This is a genomic window from Peribacillus sp. P4_B1 (assembly GCF_056402395.1).
The window spans coordinates 22,459-42,573 of the sequence record NZ_JBFUHM010000008.1 but is presented as its reverse complement, the minus strand read 5'-3'; the positions used below and the strand labels follow the sequence as shown (position 1 = coordinate 42,573).

Sequence of the window (20,115 nt, the reverse complement as noted above, 5' to 3'; positions counted from 1 at the left end):
ATAAAATGTACTTACAAACAGAAAGGTGATGAACCATGTCAAACGTTGCTGAATTTCGTGATTTTTTAACTAGTGAGAAAATCTATATGAATGAGTTGAATGAAGATGGAACCACCTTTTTTAGAGCTGAGCAAAAGTTAAAGGACGGGTGGAAGGTCCTTTTAGTATTTGCATTCAATCAAGATGAAAATGTGGCGGACTTATTTTGCTTTAATGTCGCCGAGTTGAAGAATCCTGAAAAGAAACAGGATGTTCATACACTGTTGAATGAATATAATGCTAATTTTAGGTACTCCAAGCTTTATGAAGAAAATGGGACCATTTCCATTCGGTATTCATACTCCATTGAGGGGGATATCGTACCGGATCTTGCGTTCAGGAAGTTAATCATGCTGCTTGAAACGGCACAGCAGGTTTATCCGCGGTTAATGGAAGTCATTTGGTCTTAAATCATTATATAGGATGAAAAAGTTCTCTGAAACAGGGGGCTTTTTAACATCTTTTCTAGAGTGAATGAATATATTAACGTTACAATACATTAATTAATAATTTTTTTAAAAGAACTATTGCATTTTTTTAGATTAAACTATATAATTAATTTTGTTGGTAATTCGACAAAGTTCTACAATGACATGCGGGTGTAGTTTAGTGGTAAAACCTCAGCCTTCCAAGCTGATGATGAGGGTTCGATTCCCTTCACCCGCTCCAATACATACTCATAACGTAGGGTTTCGTTACCTGGAGAACGAAGCTTTGCGTTTAAATATTATTACAAGAATTCTACTGTTTACAGTGGGATTTTTTTTATTGTCCAAATTTTATGGGGGCGGAAATTCGGGAAGGGGTTGAATGAGCTAAAGGTTAATCTGATTATCATTTTTATTCTATCAGAGAAATGACAATACGAACTCCATGGCATTCATACCGTATTTAAAACCGGAGTTTTATATTAGCTGCCATGTATTATACCGAAAAAAAGCGTTAATCAAAGCTATTCAGCCTTAGGGGATAACAAAATAAGTTCATTTTTGGATAAATGCCTAAACAGCGGTACAGGGGTTTTAGTAAAAACAGTGAACCGGTTAGGTTTATGATGACGGGTGTTATTTAACTTCTCAGGTGGATGGGGTTATCAGAATCATTAAATCATACGGGGGCCGGGACGCATATCAAGTTATTATCCAAAGCTGAAGGGATGGATCGATAGGAATATAATTTATTTTAAAGGTTTGGAAAGTTTACGAAAAGACCCCTTCCGATTGTGGAAAGGGTTTATTTCCGTTCATTTTTGATTAGCCTTCTACAATCGAGTAAGTCCCTTCACCACCGTGGATTTCAAGGAACATGTCCATCAAGGATTTTGTTAGCTGATGTGCTTCTGTGATTGGAGTATTGGGTTGTAAATAAATGATTTGGATGGCTTTTTTTGTTTCTTCGGTGACTTTCGTGCGTTCTGAATCAACGTATGGGCTTCCGAATGCGCCCTCATGATCGGCTGATGTAATCATATTTTCCATGGAATTCAAGCGGCCGTTCAAACCGTCATAACCATCCGTTCCCTCGCCAATCTTAATCAAGATGTCTCCTGATACCTTTTCCGCATCATAAATGCCGATCGGAACTTCATATAATAGGGAGAAGAAGTTATTCAAATCTATCGCTGAATGGATGGGTGTCAAGTAATTCTGTTTTTTTACGCGGCGGTACAGGGCTTCAACGGAGGGGCGATACCGTGACGGGTTGGTCCCCACAGCCTTGAAAGTCTCTCGCCACACTTTAATGCCGGAAAAGTCGGTCAATTCCTTTTCTTCAAGGTCGAAGAAAAGAGCTTCTTGAAATAGTTGAAGTCTCCCTTTCACCATTTGCGGGGAGGGACCTACTTCGATGTTTTCATATGTAATGATCCCAACTTTGAATTGGGGGATTTTACTGCTAAGATTAGCTGATACGGTAATTTCCAAGCGTTTCACCTCCAAAAATGATTGCAATTAGTTTATCATAGATAGCAATGGTTTGAAATGGATACAAGCTTCGATCGGAATACTGAATGAACGTAGGTGATTAATATGGATATGAATGCATTCAAGCAAGAAGTGATTTTATATAGTAAAGAGATCGGCATCGATAAAATCGGTTTTACATCGGCCACGGCTTTTGCCGAATTGAAGGCTCGGCTGATACGTCAACAGGAACTGGATTATCAGTCAGGGTTTGAAGAAGGCGATATAGAAAAAAGGGTCAGGCCTGAATTGATATTCGAAAAACCGCAATCCATCATTTCGATTGCACTTGCTTATCCATCAAAATTGAAGGATGCTCCGCAAAGCACAAAAGGTGAGCGGCGAGGGATCTTTTGCCGGGCTTCTTGGGGAACGGACTATCATACCGTTCTTCGTAATAAATTGCAGTTACTTGAGGGTTTCATTAAAGATAAAGTGCCAGGGGCAGTGGTGAAGTCAATGGTAGATACGGGCGAATTGTCAGATAGGGCAGTGGCTGAGCGTGCAGGAATTGGCTGGAGTGCAAAAAACAGTATGATCATCACTCCGGAATTCGGGTCTTTTGTATACTTGGGAGACATGATTACCAACCTGCCATTTGAACCGGATCAACCGATGGAAGATCAATGCGGGACATGCAATAAATGTGTCGATGTTTGCCCGACAGGTGCGCTCGTTCAGGGTGGCCAGCTAAATTCTAAGCGTTGTATTGCATTCTTAACCCAGACAAAGGGTTTCCTGCCGGATGAGTTCAGGACGAAAATAGGCAATCGTTTGTATGGGTGTGATACATGCCAGACCGTTTGTCCGAAAAACAAAGGAATGGATTTTCATTTTCATGAAGAAATGGAACCTGACCCCGAGTTAGCGAAACCGCTGCTGAAACCTCTGCTTACGATTTCAAATCGGGACTTCAAGGAGACATACGGCCATGTATCTGGCTCTTGGCGCGGTAAGAAACCAATCCAAAGAAATGCCATTTTAGCATTGGCCCACTTCAAAGACGAAACGGCATTGCCCGAACTGATCCAGGTTATGAAGGATGATCCGCGGCCCGTCATACGGGGAACGGCGGCCTGGGCGGTTGGGAAAATTGGCCGGGGGCAGTCCGTTTCCGTACTGGAAGAAGCACGAATGAAGGAAACGGATGAAGAGGTACTGGCGGAAATTGAAAAGGGACTGCAGTTTACCTTGGAAACAAAATGATATTTAAGATGTAGTGGCTGTCCCAAAAGTCGTAAATGACTTTTGGAACAGCTTCTTTCTCTTTTTTTCTAGTTATAGACATTACCACTAAAGTTAACCGGATAGCTCCCAATTTGTAACCACTAAGTAGTAGTCTTTTGTAGTAAATACATTATTGAACAGAGGATAAAACCAGTACCGACTATCAGCAGTACTTACATCCCCGTAATAAGATTGTTGTTATACGGGTATATTTGTTACGGCATCTACCAATTCATACTTAAGGTGAGCTGCAGACCACTTCTTTCGGACACTTGCCATTCTGAATAACTAGTTGCTACGCTATTCCTTATGGTGAATATATTTGTTTATATATAACCTGCGGGTACCTAAAAAGAGAGATTATTGGGCTGTTATCAGCAAATCCTTAGCTCTAAAAGTATAACTGTCCAAATTTAAATGACTTGAGTTCCCCCTTTTCCTCTTAACGTGGAGGAAACTGGTCATCTTGTCTTTTATCTATATACAAAGTGCCATCACTTTGTATTTCAGCATAAAATACATCTTGCAGGCATACACCAAACTGCTGTAATTGCGTTTCCAACCAGCTTTGGTTTAAGCTCAGTTTACTTAAATTATGAGGAACGATTTTTCCATCCACAATAATTTCTGTAGGTATGTATGATGGTTTCACATAAGTAATATCCTTATTGGAAACATTCTGGCTATCCACTTTTTTTAAGACAGACAATTGACCATTTGGTTCTAAAACGGCATAGTTTACCTCTTGCATGGAGAATATGCTTTGTTCTCGCAATAGCATGCTAAGGTCATCCATGTTTAATTTTTCCCCTTTCAACGCTTTCTCTAGGATTTTTCCATCTTTGATTACAATTGTAGGTTCGCCGTCAAGTATTATACGAGCTTTTGGAGATTTTAAATTAATAAAGCCTACAAGCATAGTGAGTACGGACCAACCGATTAAACTAACGAAGGCGTCAACCATATCAATACTTGTATCGATTGTGATGGAAGCAGCCACCGCGCCGATAGTGATACCTGTAATATAGTTAAAGTAAGTCATCTGACTTACTTGCTTTTTTCCCATAATTCGAGTCATCAATAGTAAAACCACAAAAGCAGCGACTACCCTACTTAACACTTCAATAAAGCTCAAAATTTCCGTCTCCAATCTGGTCTAATCAGGTTAGATAATCGTGTATTCATTCTTATATTTTCCCCAATATTACTTTGATTATAATTCAGGATAAAAAAAGCCATACTGTAATCGATCCATACGGAAAGGCTTCACACGTGACTTTAAAATTTATGAATGTGAGGGTTGTTTGGATTGCCCTTTAAAATCGTAAAAAAGGCGGGAGGAAATCGTCAGGTGCATTTTAATCCCCTTCGAACATACACATTAGCATAGATAGTAAGAAGGAGGGCATGAACTTGAGGGAACAATTGCAACGCCTTTTACAAGAAAGAGTGGAGTTTTATACTTCCGATAATCAGGAACGGAGTGAAAGGAAATTACATCTGAAAAAGGAATTGATGAGGAACCGTGCAGCGGAAATTGTTCGGGTGAATGCAGCAGGCAAGGTTCATTCGAAGAGAAAGGAAGACATGGATACAGTCCTGACTTATCAAGTGCACCTGCAATATTTATTGAAAAAGGAGGATTCATTTTATATTGAAGAAGAAATGGAAGAAAGGGAAGCTCGATTTCGAAATGGGTATATAGTGGATGAATGTGAGCTGGTTCCCAGCTTTGAAACGGAAGAGGTACAGCCAAAATGTGATCCCGGCGCAAATCGACTTGCATATAAGTATGAGCGGATGAAGGCCGTCCAATATGCCGAGCGTTGGTGGAATGAATTCAATCCAAGGTATCATAAATTCACTGATGATTGTACGAATTTCATTTCACAATGTCTACATGCGGGAGGAATTCCGATGTGGGGGGCGCCAAACAAAAGTAAGGGCTGGTGGATAAGAGGAAAAAGCTGGAGTTACACTTGGACGACGGCACATTCTTTATATCATCTGCTAAAATCCGGGAATGCCATCAGGACAAAGCAGGTGGAGACGGCAGAGGAATTGAATTTGGGTGATATCCTTTGTATAGATTTTGAAGGGGACGGACGGTTTGATCATAACTTGATTGTAACCGCGAAGGATCAGGATGGGATGCCGCTTGTGAATGCCCATACGATGAATAGCCGTCACCGGTATTGGACGTATGAGGATTCGACTAGATATACACCGAACATCGTTTATAAATTCTTTGTGATTTTGGATGGAGGGTGATTGGTTTTTAGTCTTTTTTGTTTAATGCTATAATTAAGGTGAAGTTCAAACTAGAGGTGAATAAGAAGTGGCAATACATGTAGTTTTATATCAACCACAGATTCCAGCAAATACAGGCAATATTGCAAGAACGTGTGCAGGGACGGATACGTCTTTACATCTCATTCGCCCGCTCGGTTTCTCAACGGATGACAAACAGCTCAAACGGGCTGGGCTCGATTACTGGGAGAATGTAAAGATCCATTATTATGATTCGTTAGAAGAGTTTTACGAAAAGAATGCCGGCGGTGAATTTTATTACTTAACGAAATTCGGCGAGCAGCCGCATTCCAGCTTCGATTACAGTGATCAAGACAGTGAGATATACTTCATTTTTGGCCGTGAAACGACGGGCCTCCCGAAAGAGCTGATCCAAGAAAATATGGATCGGTGCCTTCGGATTCCAATGACGGATAAAGTACGTTCCCTTAATCTGTCGAACACGGCTGCCATCTTGATTTATGAAGCATTGAGACAGCAAAATTACCGTGAATTGGATTTGAAAACAAAAGGTTGAGTGTCATCACTGGCTTACTGTCATCGGGGGAATTACAGCCCCGATGATGGATTTTTCACTATACATATTCAATAGGGGTGAGAGCTTTGAATAAAATAATTGAGAAGATTTTAGATCACCGTTCCATTCGTTCTTTTGAGGACAAGCCATTGTCTGAGGAGCAAATCAATACGATTGTGGAATGCGCCCAGGCTGCATCGACTTCAAGTTATATTCAAGCGTATTCAATCATAGGGATAACCGAACCGGAAAAGAAAGCCAAGCTTGCTGAACTTGCCGGACCACAAGCTTATGTAGAGAAGAATGGACATCTATTCGTCTTTTGCGCCGATTTATATCGTCAGGATATGGTTTCCGAAATGGAAAACATGGACCTGACTGAATCGATTGAAAGTACGGAGAAATTCATGGTTGCCTGTATTGACGCTGCTCTGGCGGCTCAAAATGCAGCATTGGCCGCAGAATCGATGGAACTTGGCATTTGCTATATCGGCGGGATACGCAATAATCTCCCGGAAGTGTCTGAGGTTTTGAATATACCGCACCGGGTTATTCCATTATTCGCTTTAGTGGTTGGATATCCGAAAAACCGTTCGGATAAAAAGCCCCGTTTGCCGAAGTCCAATATCTATCATGAAAATGGATATCAGGAGGATAAGCAGGAGTTCATCGGACAACTTGAAGAGTACAATGAAACGATTTCCAGTTATTACGAACGCCGGACTAAAGGTAAACGAAAAGACACCTGGACCGAGCAAATGGCTGGCATGCTTGGAAAGAAAAGCAGGCTGTACATGAAAGATTACGTGGAAAAGCAAGGATTTAAGAAACATTGATTGATGACTTAAGGGACATCTTTCAAAATCCTGAGCATGAGCCAAACAGTGAAGATCCCGGAAATATTTCCGGGATCTTCACTGTTTTCATTTATCAATTGGTAAAACTTTTCAGGCAATAGATCTAAAAGGTTGTCTTCTTATATGCCGATGAACTAACTATTGACAATATATTTAGATAGAATTATAGTATTAAAGTAGTGGTAATGATAATCATTTTCAATTGAATCTTTACCTCCTTTACGCACGATTAGGAGGAAGAAAGGTAAACCAATCATCGCAACTATATACTCTCATTTAAGAAAAGGGCTGGCCTTGAACCTGTTCGGTTAGTTTTGATTGGCGTAGGATTTTCAATGGCGCTTTCAGGCTTGATGATTGTCCTCATTTCAACAGCGGAACGGGCAAAAGTCGATTTCATTGCAAAATGGTTGGCGGGAAATATATGGGGTACGGATTGGCCCTTCATTTGGGCTATTCTTCCATGGTTAATCATCCTCATTCGATTCACTTTATATAAAGCAAATCGTTTGAATCTGCTTGGTTTAAGTGAACCAATCGCAATTGGAGTGGGTGTATCGATTGAAAAGGAACGGATCGTATTGCTAATCACAGCTGTCGCACTGGCTGCGGCTGCCGTTTCTGTTACAGGCGGAATTGCATTCATTGGACTCATGGCCCCACATATAGCAAAATCTTTGGTGGGATCTCGAAATCAATTATTCATTCCAGTTGCCATTTTACTCGGTGGATGGCTATTGTTGCTTGCCGATACGATAGGACGTAATATTGTTGAACCTGAGGGGATTCCTGCAGGTATCATGGTAGCGTTGATCGGTGCTCCTTATTTCATGTATTTATTGTTGAAGAAGTGAGTTCATTGCTAAAATCCCTTGAAATCTTTCAGGGGATTTTACGCTTTTTTCACTTCCTTTTGTGGAATCAAACAAAATTCCATTGTTATTTATGGAATTTATCTATATCTATTTATTTCCTCTGGATTCAATCGTTTCGCTTCGAAAAAAAACACTTGAATGAATTTTTTTGTATTTACCCGGGTAGGAGTAAGGACGATCGTTGAATCCTTTTGCAGTTCTTTCATCTTTTGGCGAACGACTGTGAAATCAAAAAATTTGGAAGCGTAATTTTCAAACTTTGGATTTGAAAAATCCGTTAAACCGAGCGAAGCAAAATGATTTAACGAATGGTTGATCGTTCTGCGTATTCGCTGTTCGGCAGCTTTCATTTCTCGATTAATATCAACTTGCCCAGCTGATGTTCCGAGCTTTTTTTTTGTAATCTCTTCAAAGATATCTTTAAGAGTCGGGAAATGCTGTTCAAAAGTAAATGTCCGTTCATACATGAATAAATACTGAAGCATTTCAATTAAATCCTTTGCCCCATTTTCTCCCACAACCCCTAATTCCGATAATAAAAATTCGCCCACCTCTTTTATGCTTTTTTCATTAAAATTATTTGATTTATCAGCCTTAGGCTGTTCAAAATTCAATACACTATTTAAAGAGGCTTGGATATTAGTGATCGATCTTTCTAAATGAATACGTTCCATGACCTTTCGGATAACTGTTAATATTTCAATGCGATTAATTGGTTTAGTAATATAATAATCGATTCCGAGTGAGTATGCCTCACCAATCAGCTCTTTTGATTCAACCTGTGAAATCATTATTATTTTTCCATTAAATGTACTTTTTATATGACGAAGTGTCTCTATGCCATCCCGGATGGGCATTAATAAATCAATAAATAAAATATCAATTTGTTTTAAATTCAAAATATGTCCTTCTAATTGACTGCCATCTTCCGCTTCCTCTACCACTTCTCCTAAATCTTCGTTCTCTATAATTTGGCTTAAGTTCGAACGTATAGCACAATCATCATCTGTTATAAAAAAACGCATGAAATCATCCTTTCTGTATCAACTTATGGATTGGTAACTTTATAGAAAAAACAGCGCCGTCAATCTTACTCTCTAATAGGATATCCCCTCCCAGTTCTTTCACAACTTCTTTAACATATGAGAGTCCAATCCCTGTTGAAGGGGTCCCGAAATGATCATATTTTGAAGTGAATCCAGGTTTAAATATAACGGTCTGATATTTTTTAGGGATCCCAGGTCCATTATCAGCAACTTTAAATTCTACATTATCGCAAAGTTCACTCAAACTTAAACTAATGATTCCCTTTTCTTTAATTGCCTCCACTGCATTAGCGACTAAATTATTGAAAAGAGATAATACGGTATATACATGATAATGTGAATCGGTGTTTCCATCTAAAGAGTATTCAAATTGAATATCCTTTCCAAGTGATAAGGCATATTTTTCATTAATTCGGATAATTAATCGAATAAGTTCAGCAGCTTCCATATAATCCTTAAAACTCTCATTAGAAATCAATTTAGAGAGACCAGCAAAAATTCGTTGATTATCTTTCTTAACTTCATGCATTTCACCCGCAATGCGCAATGCTCTTTGACTATATTGCTGTGTAAGAACATGGGGTTGCTTTTCCCGTTTTTCCCGTTCTTTTAAATCGCGATACAAATCATACGATTCCTTTGTTATATTCTCTGCATTTTTTAATGTTTTTCTTAAATGAATCGTTTCCTCGTATAAATTGGAAATGAGCATCAGCATGTGTTCATTTTGTTTTCTGATTTGCCTTTCTCTTGATTGTGCCTCATAAAGTTTCATCATATTAAAAAAGCTTAAAACGATAAAACTGTGTCCGAATGCGATCACGATCATCTCATTTAATGAACCTAACGTAATTGTTGTTTCTAATACAAAATATTGAATGATTAATTCTGCAGTGTCGGATAATATTTCGATAATGAGGCCAATAAATCCAATAATCAAAGACCGGTTTTGAAAGCGGTTGATTTTCACTAAAGAAAAAAGAAAGGAATAGGTGAAATAAAAGAAAAAACTGGGATACTGTTCTTGAAAAGTGGACGCCCAGTGAAAATTATCATTTGTGAAAAAGTCTATTAGGATACGAAATAACACAACCATCGTTCCTGTCAAGGCACCTGATAAAATAGCAGGTGTTTTCTGTAATAATAGTAAAAAAAAGAAAAGTGCAGGCGGACCAAAACTTATCCGAAACGTTTCATTTAAAGGATAAAAACTCAATTCACCAGCTAATGGGACTGTTAACAACATCAGAGCAAGGATATTGACCTCTTTTTTCATTAACGTACCGAGATTCAGGGCGTTCACCTCCCAATTGTTTAAAAAATCAGTATACAGTTTCAGCGGCTTCAATACAATGCTTACTTTGCTTAATAGAACGTATTAGTAAAAATACGGAAAAAACAATCTTTTTTTCTATCCACAAAAATAGTATCAAAACATGTGAAAAGAATCACGTTTTTGATTTTAAAGGATTTTTATTTTTTAGATTTTGTAGGTTTTTGTAAGATTATGTAGTTCCCGTTTTAAAATTCAAGGTAGGTAAAAACTTTTGAAAGCGCTTAACAATATTTAGAATATTCATTATGTTTTCATCTAATCCATTAAAGTTAAGCACAACAATGAAGAGGTGGAAGAAAGTGGTTGGAGAATTAACAAAAGATTATAACATTCATGTTAATAATCAAAAGCAAGCCTGCTTGGATGAATGGGTAGCAAATTACAAACCCTATGCTACTGAAGGACAAACCGCCAATTATATACCTGCGTTGAGGAATACACACTTATCGCAGTTAGGTATTTGCATACTAGAGCCAGGTGGAAACATGATAAAGTCAGGAGATTGGGAAGTCCCTTTCACGTTGCAAAGTATTTCAAAAGTGGTCAGCTTTATAGCCGCATGCTTGGGTTGCGGCATTTCTTATGTGTTGGATAGGGTAGATGTGGAACCAACTGGGGATGCTTTCAATTCAATCATTCGTTTAGAAATGCATAAGCCAGGAAAACCGTTTAATCCTATGATTAATGCTGGGGCGATTACTGTAGCTTCGCTTCTGCCAGGGGAGTCTTCACAAAAAAAATTGGAATTTCTCCTTGCATTATTTGAAAATCTGTTAGGGAAGCGCCCAATCATCAATGAGGAAGTATTTCAATCTGAGATGTTAACCGCTCATAGAAATAGAGCTTTAGCACATTATTTAAAAGAGATGAATTATTTAGAATCTGATGTAGAGGAGGCTTTAGAGGTTTACCTGAAGCAATGTTCCATAGAAGTGACTGCAGAAGACATAGCCCTGATTGGATTGATCCTCGCACTAGATGGTTACCATCCTATACGTCAAGAACAAGTTCTCCCTAAAAAAGTGGCTAAACTAGCCAAAGCGTTAATGCTTACTTGTGGAATGTACAATGCTTCGGGGAAATTTGCGGCTTTTGTTGGGGTGCCAGCCAAAAGTGGAGTATCGGGTGGAATTATGGCATCAGTTCCTCCAAGTGCCAGAAGCGGAATGCCCTTCAAAGGTGGATGTGGTATTGGTATTTATGGGCCGGCAATTGATGAATATGGGAATAGCGTGACAGGTAGTATGCTATTGAAACATATGGCAGAAGAATGGGATCTAAGCATTTTCTAAAAAAGCAGAAAATATTTGTTCTCATAAAGGGGACAACCTTAAGATATTCCAATCAAAAAGTTAGGCGCTTAATAAGAGGTGATCTGAATACAGCAGTTACATTAAGATTTATTTGGGCGTACACTAGCACAAATCATAAATCCAGTTACTTTAAACGTTATTTAAAGGAATGAATTTTTGGAAAGCATGGTGATGACATATGAATTTACAGCGAAAGATGGGAACGTTCTCATTAACGATGGTAGGACTCGGGTCTATTATTGGCTCAGGTTGGTTATTTGGAGCTTGGAGAGCGGCACAAATCGCAGGACCAGCTGCCATTATCTCTTGGATTATAGGAATGGTGGTAATATTATTTATTGCACTTTCTTACAGTGAATTAGGGGCAATGTTTCCTGAAGCTGGGGGAATGGTAAAATATACGCAGTACTCTCATGGTTCGTTCATCGGGTTTCTTGCAGGTTGGGCAAACTGGATTGCAATTGTTTCCGTAATTCCAGTTGAAGCGATTGCTTCAGTCCAATATATGAGCTCATGGCCATGGGAATGGGCGAAGTGGACACATGGTTTAGTGGAAAATGGAAGGCTTACAGGGGGAGGCTTGGCAATTGCCTCTGGATTACTTATCGTCTACTTTTTATTAAATTACTGGACAGTTAGTTTGTTTTCAAAAGCTAACTCATTTATTACAGTCTTTAAGGTTATTATACCTGGACTTACGATTGGATCACTTTTATTTGCTGGTTTTCATGCATCCAATTTTACGTCAGCAGGAAGTATGGCACCTAATGGTTGGGCAAGTGTGCTTACTGCAGTAGCGACTTCTGGAATAATCTTTGCGTTTAACGGTTTTCAAAGTCCGATTAATATGGCGGGTGAGGCAAAGAATCCTGGACGCTCGATCCCAATTGCAGTGATTGGCTCCATTTTAATTGCAACGGTTATCTATGTTTTATTACAGATTGCGTTTATTGGAGCAGTTGATCCGTCCATGATTGTGAACGGATGGCATCATTTGAATTTCAATTCACCGTTTGCTGACTTAGCAATTGTTTTAGGCATAAACTGGTTAGTCATTTTACTATACGCCGATGCTTTTATTTCCCCTTCCGGGACAGGAATAACATACACGGCGACAACATCACGAATGATTTATGGAATGGAAAAGAATAAATATTTACCAAGCGTGTTTGGAAATCTTCATCCTCTTTATGGTATCCCGCGTCAAGCCATGTTTTTAAATCTAGGTGTATCTTTCCTGTTTTTATTCATGTTTAGGGGCTGGGGAGTACTAGCAGAGGTAATTTCGGTTGCCACTTTAGTCTCTTATATTACAGGTCCAGTTACTGTTATGACGCTAAGACGCACAGGTAAGGACTTGTACAGACCATTACGTCTAAAAGGATTAAGCATCATTGCGCCACTTGGCTTTGTTTTTGCTTCTTTGGTTCTTTATTGGGCAAGATGGCCACTGACAGGTCAAGTATTATTTATCATAATGATCGGTCTTCCCGTTTATTTCTATTATCAAGCAAAAATAAACTGGAAGGGATTCCGTCAAAACTTTTCGGCAGGACTTTGGATGGTTGTTTACTTAATCTGTATGATGGCCATTTCATATTTAGGCAGTGAAAAGTTTGGTGGACTTAACGTAATTCCATTTGGTTGGGATATGGCCCTCATTACATGTTTATCACTGGTGTTTTATAGATGGGCAATAAAGAGTGGATTCCAAACAGAATATTTGGAACAAGGAAAGAAAGTAAACGACGACTTGAGATCATTGGAGAACGACAATACCAAATCTCAAACGGAAAAAAAGAACGCTGTTTAAAATATGAAGACCCTTCATTGATTTCATGCTTGCATGGAATCAATGAAGGGTTTATTAATTTATTTTAAAAGTAAAAAATCCTTCCTGGGTTCGAAAGGACTTTTTTCTATTTATATGGATGGGTGTGCAAAGAAAAGGGACAGCAAATTTAATTTGCTGTCCCCTTTTTTGGAATGTAAGAAAGGCCTTAATATTTTCTTTATTTGACACCCGGTTTATCTTCATAACCAGCAGTAAAGATAGCGGCTAAAAATGTAATAGCAACTGCAACGATAATAATTGTGCCCATAATGTGACCTCCCTTTACCCATATTGTCCCACTTAAGTATAGGCTTAGTATACCCTAATTTTTAGCAGTAGTGTACACTATTTTTCTTGTCAGCCGATTTGTCATCAATTGTTCAATGATGAAGCCTTTTTCGATATATGGAGCGTGCAGGAGGTTTCTAAACAATGCCCGGACACTTTTTAAAGTCTGACATGTTTGTCAGACTTAGAGCATAGATTTAAGTATTCTCTGAAAGTGACAGGGGGAGGTTCCTTAAATGGATATTTTAAAGAAAATCGAAAAATTTAGAGAAGATGAACAGAAGCTGAAGTGGGAAGGCACCTTCGCAGAGTACTTAGAAATTTTGAAAGAAACGCCATTAGTTGCTCAATCTGCTCATTCACGTGTATACAACATGATCAGAGATGCAGGGATAGAGGAAGTAAATGGGTCAAAGAAATACAATTTTTTCAGCGGTCAGTTGTTTGGGCTTGAAGATTCACTGGAAAGGCTCATCGAGGAATATTTCCATCCGGCGGCAAAGCGGCTGGATGTCCGTAAGCGGATTTTGCTTCTCATGGGTCCGGTCTCAGGAGGAAAGTCTACACTCGTTTCTTTACTGAAGCGTGGACTTGAAAATTATTCATTAAAGGATTCTGGTGCCATTTACGCAATAAAAGGATGCCCGATGCATGAAGATCCACTGCATCTCATTCCGCAGTATTTACGGGGTGATTTTTATGAGGAATACGGCATCAGGATTGAAGGAAACCTATCGCCGCTGAATGTAATGAGGTTAGAACAGGAGTATGGAAGCAGGATTGAAGATGTGATGGTCGAGCGTATTTTCCTTTCAGAGGATAAGCGTGTTGGAATTGGAACATTCAGTCCTTCTGATCCTAAGTCACAGGATATTGCTGATTTGACGGGCAGCATCGATTTTTCGACGATTGCCGAATATGGATCTGAATCGGATCCGCGTGCCTATCGCTTTGATGGCGAACTGAACAAGGCAAACCGCGGGATGATGGAATTCCAGGAGATGCTTAAATGTGATGAGAAGTTCTTATGGCATTTGCTTTCATTGACACAAGAGGGGAATTTTAAGGCAGGGCGTTTTGCATTGATCAGTGCAGATGAACTTATCGTGGCCCATACGAATGAAACGGAATATAAAGCTTTCATTTCCAACAAGAAAAATGAGGCATTGCATTCGCGGATCATCGTCATGCCTATTCCGTATAATCTGAAGGTTACCGAGGAAGAAAAGATTTATGAAAAAATGATTCATGAAAGTGATGTCTCAGATGTTCATATTGCCCCGCATACATTACGGGTGGCGGCAATCTTCAGCATCATGACCCGCTTGAAGGATCCCAAAAAGGGCGATATAGATTTACTGAAAAAGATGAGGCTGTATGATGGGGAAAATGTGGAAGGCTTTAATTCCGCAGACATCAATGAATTGAAGAAAGAATATCAGGACGAAGGCATGAGCGGAATCGATCCACGTTACGTGATTAACCGAATTTCCTCTACGATCATTCGTAAGGAAAATCCGTCCATCAATGCATTGGATGTACTTATGTCATTAAAAGCAGGTCTTGATCAGCATCCGTCCATTACGAACGAACTTCGGGAGCGGTATTTGAATTTCATTTCCCTTGCACGTAAAGAATATGATGCCATTGCAAAAAATGAAGTGCAAAAGGCATTTGTCTATTCATATGAAGAGTCTGCGAAAATCCTCATGGATAATTATCTGGACAATGTCGAAGCATACTGCAATAAATCAAGGCTGCGCGATCCTTTGACAGGGGAAGAAATTAATCCGGATGAAAAATTGATGCGCTCGATTGAAGAGCAAATTGGAATTTCCGAGAATGCAAAAAAAGCATTCCGCGAAGAAATATTGATTCGTATCTCTGCATATGCGCGTAAAGGAAAGCGATTCGATTATAATTCACATGATCGTTTACGGGAAGCAATCCAGAAGAAGCTATTCGCGGATTTGAAGGATGTCGTCAAGATCACTACTTCAACGAAAACACCAGACGAAAGGCAACTGAAGAAGGTGAACGAAGTTATTACGAGACTTATCGATGAGCACGGTTATAATTCCACTTCGGCCAATGATTTGCTGCGCTATGTGGGCAGCTTGTTAAATCGGTAAATGCATGCTTTCTTGCCCCTGCCCCCTATTGGGCAGGGGTTTATATCCTTTTTTAGGAAAGGTAAAGTATTTGTTAAAGGTGACAAGGTATCGGATATTTAAAAATCAAAAAAATTACCGGGCCCTACTAGGGGGAGCCCGGCACTTTGGATTCCTATTTGGTTACATTCAAGCCATACTGTTCAATAAGTGTGATAAGTTGGTCGGGGGAAAGTTCGTCTTCGCTATGATCGATTTTAATTTCCCCATCATCAACATCGATGATCGCACGTTCCACGCCTTCCGTTTTTAAAAGTATGGACTCTAGATTTAGAATCGGACCTTCTGACGTTGCTTCTTTTACATAAAGTGTAGTTGTTTGCATACTTCTTACACCTCCTTTGGTTTGATCATAATGTCTTATCTATACCCCATCTTCCCATTGGATATGTTACGTTTTGGATTTGGAAATATTGGGTATCAATAAGTGGAGGTGATAGCAAATGAGTAAAGAAGAATTGAAAAGAGAGCATGTTCCGGAAAACAGCTCCATGGCTAAGGATTATGAAGAGATGAAAGAACTTGGGAAGCAGATGGAAAATCAAAGGACGAATGAAGAATTGAAAGAGCGGGACAAACGCCCAGGTACAGTGCAACATGAAATTGAGGAAGATAAAGATTGACGAATATCACAACCAGAATCATTCTATCTGTGTAAAAGGGTGTCCAGAAAATTACTGGAGCACCCTTTTGTTGTGGTTTATTGCTGCTATTTTTTGATATGTATTTGCATGTCTCTGCTTTTAGATTTTGTACACGGCTAACATCAAAAAGATATTTTAAGTTACCTTATAAAAATCTAATCCGATAAATGAAGCCTGCTGAAAAACGAACAGGACTGATAAGTCTGTTCGTTTTCTAGATAAATACTTATTTTGCAGTAACATTAGAAAAAAATATTTCAAGGGTCCCTATGTCCATGTCATGACTTGTCTAGTTCATAGGCAAACGTCCATTATTGAATTTTGTGGTAAATTATCCTGCACCGCTGCATAAGATAGAGTAATACTTTTCTTTTAATCCGTTTTTTCGCATAGTATTTTTCATTGGGACACCGGAATGATGTGGGCTTTCCCACACTAATTTATTATATGAAGGAATGATGAAAAGCGTGCAAACATTTTTAAGGGGGGAAGAGAATGTCGGAAGAGAATAATCAACAATATGTTATCTCACAGGAAAATTGGTCCCTCCATCGGAAAGGCTATGATGATCAACAACGTCATCAGGAAAAGGTGCAGGAAGCGATCAAGAATAATTTGCCTGATCTAATTTCAGAAGAAAGCATCATAATGTCCAATGGCCGGGATGTCATCAAGATCCCCATTCGCTCCTTGGATGAATACAAAATTCGTTATAACTATGATAAGAACAAACATGTAGGGCAAGGCGATGGAGACAGTAAAGTGGGGGATGTGGTTGCAAGGGATGGCTCACCGTCCGATGCCGGAGCCGGTAAGGGCCAAGGTGCAGGTGACAAGGCCGGCGAGGATTATTATGAAGCCGAAGTGTCGATGATGGAATTGGAGGAAGCCCTGTTCAGTCAATTGGAACTGCCTAATCTCCAGAAGAAAGAACAGGCGGAGCACACGCTTGAACATATTGAATTCAACGACATCCGCAAGACAGGCCTAATGGGAAATATCGATAAAAAGAAAACGATGATATCGGCATTCAAACGGAACGCCTTAAGGGGGGACCCAGGTTTTCATCCTATTTATAAGGAAGACTTTAAATTCAAAACCTGGAATGAGATCCAGAAACCTGATTCCAAAGCAGTCGTGCTGGCAATGATGGATACTTCCGGAAGTATGGGGTTGTGGGAAAAATATATGGCTCGAAGCTTTTTCTTTTGGATGAACCGTTTCTTGCGGACAAAATATGAAACCGTGGAAATCGAGTTCATTGCCCATCATACAGAAGCGAAAGTGGTTCCGGAAGAGGATTTCTTTTCAAAAGGGGAAAGCGGCGGTACGATTTGTTCGTCCGTATACCGAAAAGCATTAGAACTTATTGATCATAAATATGACCCCGCGAAGTTTAATATCTATCCGTTTCACTTTTCCGATGGTGATAATCTAACATCCGATAACGTCCGATGCGTTAAGCTTGTTGAAGAACTCATGAAGGTTTCCAATATGTTCGGATACGGGGAAGTCAATCAATACAATCGCCATTCGACATTGATGACAGCTTATAAGAACATCGATAATGAAAAATTCAGGTACTATATCCTTAAGCAAAAGGCTGATGTTTTCCATGCAATGAAGAGCTTTTTTAAAGACGAGGAAAGTAAGAAGTATGCATAAAAAAGAGAACTTGGAGATGGCGATTTTCAAGTCATTATAATTGTAGGCAAAAAGGCGTGCGATTCACATTGTACGTCTTTTTTCATTTTGCAGATTCAGGAATTACATACGAAAAGGCTATTGCTCAACAAGAGCAATGGCTCAGATAAAAGGGGTTCGGAATTAAAACATTCCGAACCCCTTTTGAAATTGAATTTTGCTCAATATTAAGGAATTGTGTCTTTACGAGCCCACTATGTTAGGCCATTTTTTGACCTTCCCATGTCCAATTGGCCATCTTCTTTACATTCATGGCAGCGAAAGTGCATCACCTGCATGGACAATTTTTCAAGTCCCCTTAGTAGTCCAACGCACCATGCTATTCTTTTTTCATCTGCGAAAACACGCTCAATCGTTTCTTTACTTTTCGCATAGATAGGTTTTTTACATCTTGATGATGACGCAGATGATCTGCTTCTATCATATAATCGTGCCAAATATGACGTGTCACTACTTTTTGATATCTTTACTTTCGGTACACTTTGATAAAAATGACATGTCACACAAATGTGTTTTGGTGATTTGTACTGGCGATAGCCCTCTTTCAAATTGTACAAGCCATAAAAAAACAGTAGGCAAACTTGATTTTAATCGAGTTTGTCCACTGTCTAGGCCATTGCTCAACAGGAGCAATGGCTTTTTTCAAATACACTAAACTTATATCATTCGTTTCGTTAATTCGACAACACGTCGTTCTAACGCTTTCACAGGTTCTTTATCATGTAAGTATGCTCTTTTTTACAAAATTCATGAGAGACTTTCATTTGTAGTTACATATTCATTTTTTCCTGCACGCATTCCAACTATGAAAATAAGTGCCGAAATAACGACCAACATAAATAAGGGAATTGTCCAGCTATGTGTAACGTCATGAAGCAATCCGAATAATACCGGTCCGATGGCAGCTAAGAGGTAACCGAATGATTGAGCCATTCCTGATAATTCCGTCGCTTCATGGGTACTTTGTGTTCGAAGACTAAAGAACATCATGGATAAACTGAAAATGGTTCCGACGCCAATTCCGATCAATATCATGCATACTGGTATGAATATAGTGCTTCCGTATAATATGCCGAATATCCCTGCAATAAGGAAGGTGACAGGTGGGACCACTAACAGGCGCTGGCTTTGTAAGCGTCCAGCTAAAATTGGCACAATGAATGTTATGGGAATGACGGCAAGCTGCATAATGGATAGCATCCAGCCAGCCTCATCAGCATTCAGGCCTTTTTGCTCCAGGATTTCCGGCATCCAGGTAATTACTGTATAGAAGATAAACGATTGCAACCCCATGAAAAAAGTAATCTGCCAGGCTAATCCAGAACGCCATAAGTTAATGTTTTTAACCTTTTGAGCCGTTTGTATATCCTTACCTGACTTGAATGGCCGTCTTAATTGCGGCATCCAAAAGAAAACCGCAATAAGAGATAAAATTCCCCAGCATCCAAGGGCACCAGCCCAACCCAAACCCGATGATGTAGCAATGGGAATGCTGATCCCGGAACCTATTGCGCCACATAAATTCATGGAAACTGCATATGTCCCTGTCATTAAACCGATATTCCTAGCAAAGTTATGTTTTATCAGACTGGGTAACAATACATTGCCCATTGCGATGGCCAACCCGATTAAAATGGTCCCAATGAACAATGTCAATACGCCGCCAACAGAGCGTATCCCAATCCCGATCGTTAATAATATCAAGGAAAGGAAAAGGGTGAGCTCCATTCCAAACCGCCGTGCTATCCTAGGCGCAAATGGTGATAATAATGCGAAAGAAAGCAAAGGCAATGTCGTTAAGGAACCTGATAGTGTATTGGAAATTCCTAAATTATCCCGGATCGAAGTGACAAGGGGGCCAACAGATGTTAAGGGAGCCCGCAGATTGGCACCAAGAAGAATGATCCCGATGATGAGAAGTCCTAACCTGGGTTTAATATCCATTTTTGTTTGTTCTAGTTGATTTGCCGCTTGATGAATGCTCATAATCTCC

16 protein-coding genes, 1 tRNA gene and 2 pseudogenes are annotated in these 20,115 nt (G+C 39.5%); 12 read left to right on the top strand and 7 right to left on the bottom strand.

The window, feature by feature from the left end; all coding sequences use genetic code 11:
* Positions 1-35 precede the first annotated feature (35 nt).
* Both AC1DVK_RS06380 and AC1DVK_RS06375 read left to right on the top strand, forming a co-directional pair.
* Positions 36-449 (top strand): YbjN domain-containing protein, encoded by a 414-nt coding sequence (locus AC1DVK_RS06380; RefSeq protein WP_061461819.1) that lies wholly within the window; start codon positions 36-38, stop codon positions 447-449.
* 185 nt (positions 450-634) lie between these two features.
* Positions 635-708 (top strand) — tRNA-Gly (locus tag AC1DVK_RS06375).
* A gap of 584 nt (positions 709-1,292) precedes the next feature.
* On the opposite strand, the gene AC1DVK_RS06370 is transcribed toward AC1DVK_RS06375, so the two are convergent.
* Complete coding sequence (locus AC1DVK_RS06370; protein ID WP_477626065.1) at positions 1,293-1,961, bottom strand: B3/B4 domain-containing protein; 669 nt, start codon at positions 1,959-1,961, stop codon at positions 1,293-1,295.
* A gap of 105 nt (positions 1,962-2,066) precedes the next feature.
* Here AC1DVK_RS06370 and queG point away from each other — a divergent pair, with 105 nt between their 5' ends.
* Positions 2,067-3,206, top strand: a complete 1,140-nt coding sequence (gene queG, locus AC1DVK_RS06365) for a tRNA epoxyqueuosine(34) reductase QueG (RefSeq protein ID WP_061461821.1) — start codon at positions 2,067-2,069, stop codon at positions 3,204-3,206.
* 463 nt (positions 3,207-3,669) lie between these two features.
* On the opposite strand, the gene AC1DVK_RS06360 is transcribed toward queG, so the two are convergent.
* Positions 3,670-4,362, bottom strand: a complete 693-nt coding sequence (locus AC1DVK_RS06360) for a DUF421 domain-containing protein (protein WP_477626064.1) — start codon at positions 4,360-4,362, stop codon at positions 3,670-3,672.
* A 272-nt stretch (positions 4,363-4,634) separates the two neighbouring features.
* Between AC1DVK_RS06360 and AC1DVK_RS06355 the strand changes: the two genes are divergently transcribed.
* From AC1DVK_RS06355 to AC1DVK_RS06340, 4 genes and pseudogenes are all read left to right on the top strand, one after another.
* On the top strand, positions 4,635-5,498 hold the full coding sequence (locus AC1DVK_RS06355) for an amidase domain-containing protein (RefSeq protein ID WP_317778574.1): 864 nt from the start codon (positions 4,635-4,637) through the stop codon (positions 5,496-5,498).
* A gap of 67 nt (positions 5,499-5,565) precedes the next feature.
* On the top strand, positions 5,566-6,054 hold the full coding sequence (trmL, locus tag AC1DVK_RS06350; RefSeq protein WP_089364594.1) for a tRNA (uridine(34)/cytosine(34)/5-carboxymethylaminomethyluridine(34)-2'-O)-methyltransferase TrmL: 489 nt from the start codon (positions 5,566-5,568) through the stop codon (positions 6,052-6,054).
* Between the two features lie 86 nt (positions 6,055-6,140).
* The gene (nfsA, locus tag AC1DVK_RS06345; RefSeq protein ID WP_410861281.1) at positions 6,141-6,890 is read left to right on the top strand and encodes an oxygen-insensitive NADPH nitroreductase; all 750 of its coding nucleotides are present in this window, start codon (positions 6,141-6,143) and stop codon (positions 6,888-6,890) included.
* Positions 6,891-7,183: 293 nt separating this feature from the next.
* Positions 7,184-7,765: pseudogene (locus AC1DVK_RS06340) on the top strand (FecCD family ABC transporter permease); the annotation flags it as partial.
* A 98-nt stretch (positions 7,766-7,863) separates the two neighbouring features.
* Here the strand turns inward: AC1DVK_RS06340 and AC1DVK_RS06335 are convergent.
* Positions 7,864-8,811: a response regulator gene (locus tag AC1DVK_RS06335; RefSeq protein WP_061461826.1), complete on the bottom strand. Its 948-nt coding sequence runs from the start codon at positions 8,809-8,811 to the stop codon at positions 7,864-7,866.
* 4 nt (positions 8,812-8,815) lie between these two features.
* Positions 8,816-10,135 carry a sensor histidine kinase gene (locus AC1DVK_RS06330; RefSeq protein ID WP_284149580.1) on the bottom strand — a complete coding sequence of 440 codons (1,320 nt, stop codon included), beginning with the start codon at positions 10,133-10,135 and terminating at the stop codon, positions 8,816-8,818.
* Between the two features lie 314 nt (positions 10,136-10,449).
* Between AC1DVK_RS06330 and AC1DVK_RS06325 the strand changes: the two genes are divergently transcribed.
* From AC1DVK_RS06325 to AC1DVK_RS06315, 3 genes are all read left to right on the top strand, one after another.
* Positions 10,450-11,460 carry a glutaminase gene (locus tag AC1DVK_RS06325; protein ID WP_061465973.1) on the top strand — a complete coding sequence of 337 codons (1,011 nt, stop codon included), beginning with the start codon at positions 10,450-10,452 and terminating at the stop codon, positions 11,458-11,460.
* 199 nt (positions 11,461-11,659) lie between these two features.
* Positions 11,660-13,294 carry an APC family permease gene (locus tag AC1DVK_RS06320; protein WP_061461827.1) on the top strand — a complete coding sequence of 545 codons (1,635 nt, stop codon included), beginning with the start codon at positions 11,660-11,662 and terminating at the stop codon, positions 13,292-13,294.
* A gap of 545 nt (positions 13,295-13,839) precedes the next feature.
* A complete protein-coding gene (locus AC1DVK_RS06315) occupies positions 13,840-15,735 on the top strand; it encodes a PrkA family serine protein kinase (RefSeq protein ID WP_061461828.1) in 1,896 nt (631 codons plus the stop codon).
* Positions 15,736-15,889: 154 nt separating this feature from the next.
* Here AC1DVK_RS06315 and AC1DVK_RS06310 read toward each other — a convergent pair whose 3' ends face one another.
* The gene (locus AC1DVK_RS06310; RefSeq protein ID WP_061461829.1) at positions 15,890-16,099 is read right to left on the bottom strand and encodes a hypothetical protein; all 210 of its coding nucleotides are present in this window, start codon (positions 16,097-16,099) and stop codon (positions 15,890-15,892) included.
* 118 nt (positions 16,100-16,217) lie between these two features.
* On the opposite strand from AC1DVK_RS06310, the gene AC1DVK_RS06305 reads away from it, so the two are divergent.
* Both AC1DVK_RS06305 and yhbH read left to right on the top strand, forming a co-directional pair.
* A complete protein-coding gene (locus AC1DVK_RS06305; protein ID WP_089364592.1) occupies positions 16,218-16,397 on the top strand; it encodes a hypothetical protein in 180 nt (59 codons plus the stop codon).
* 516 nt (positions 16,398-16,913) lie between these two features.
* On the top strand, positions 16,914-18,083 hold the full coding sequence (gene yhbH, locus AC1DVK_RS06300; protein WP_477626063.1) for a sporulation protein YhbH: 1,170 nt from the start codon (positions 16,914-16,916) through the stop codon (positions 18,081-18,083).
* Positions 18,084-18,321: 238 nt separating this feature from the next.
* Here the strand turns inward: yhbH and AC1DVK_RS06295 are convergent.
* Positions 18,322-18,667, bottom strand: a pseudogene (locus AC1DVK_RS06295) (transposase); the annotation flags it as partial.
* Between the two features lie 202 nt (positions 18,668-18,869).
* The gene (locus AC1DVK_RS06290; protein WP_477626062.1) at positions 18,870-20,108 is read right to left on the bottom strand and encodes a CynX/NimT family MFS transporter; all 1,239 of its coding nucleotides are present in this window, start codon (positions 20,106-20,108) and stop codon (positions 18,870-18,872) included.
* Positions 20,109-20,115: the final 7 nt, after the last annotated feature.

Excerpts from the sequence above, each read along its gene's own strand:
- AC1DVK_RS06380 (WP_061461819.1), top strand. The coding sequence starts at position 36 with ATGTCAAACGTTGCTGAATTTCGTGATTTTTTAACTAGTGAGAAAATC.
- AC1DVK_RS06290 (WP_477626062.1), bottom strand. The coding sequence starts at position 20,108 with ATGAGCATTCATCAAGCGGCAAATCAACTAGAACAAACAAAAATGGAT.
- yhbH (WP_477626063.1), top strand. The coding sequence starts at position 16,914 with ATGTCGGAAGAGAATAATCAACAATATGTTATCTCACAGGAAAATTGG.
- AC1DVK_RS06315 (WP_061461828.1), top strand. The coding sequence starts at position 13,840 with ATGGATATTTTAAAGAAAATCGAAAAATTTAGAGAAGATGAACAGAAG.
- AC1DVK_RS06355 (WP_317778574.1), top strand. The coding sequence starts at position 4,635 with ATGAACTTGAGGGAACAATTGCAACGCCTTTTACAAGAAAGAGTGGAG.
- AC1DVK_RS06310 (WP_061461829.1), bottom strand. The coding sequence starts at position 16,099 with ATGCAAACAACTACACTTTATGTAAAAGAAGCAACGTCAGAAGGTCCG.
- AC1DVK_RS06305 (WP_089364592.1), top strand. The coding sequence starts at position 16,218 with ATGAGTAAAGAAGAATTGAAAAGAGAGCATGTTCCGGAAAACAGCTCC.
- AC1DVK_RS06335 (WP_061461826.1), bottom strand. The coding sequence starts at position 8,811 with ATGCGTTTTTTTATAACAGATGATGATTGTGCTATACGTTCGAACTTA.
- queG (WP_061461821.1), top strand. The coding sequence starts at position 2,067 with ATGGATATGAATGCATTCAAGCAAGAAGTGATTTTATATAGTAAAGAG.
- AC1DVK_RS06320 (WP_061461827.1), top strand. The coding sequence starts at position 11,660 with ATGAATTTACAGCGAAAGATGGGAACGTTCTCATTAACGATGGTAGGA.
- AC1DVK_RS06325 (WP_061465973.1), top strand. The coding sequence starts at position 10,450 with ATGAAGAGGTGGAAGAAAGTGGTTGGAGAATTAACAAAAGATTATAAC.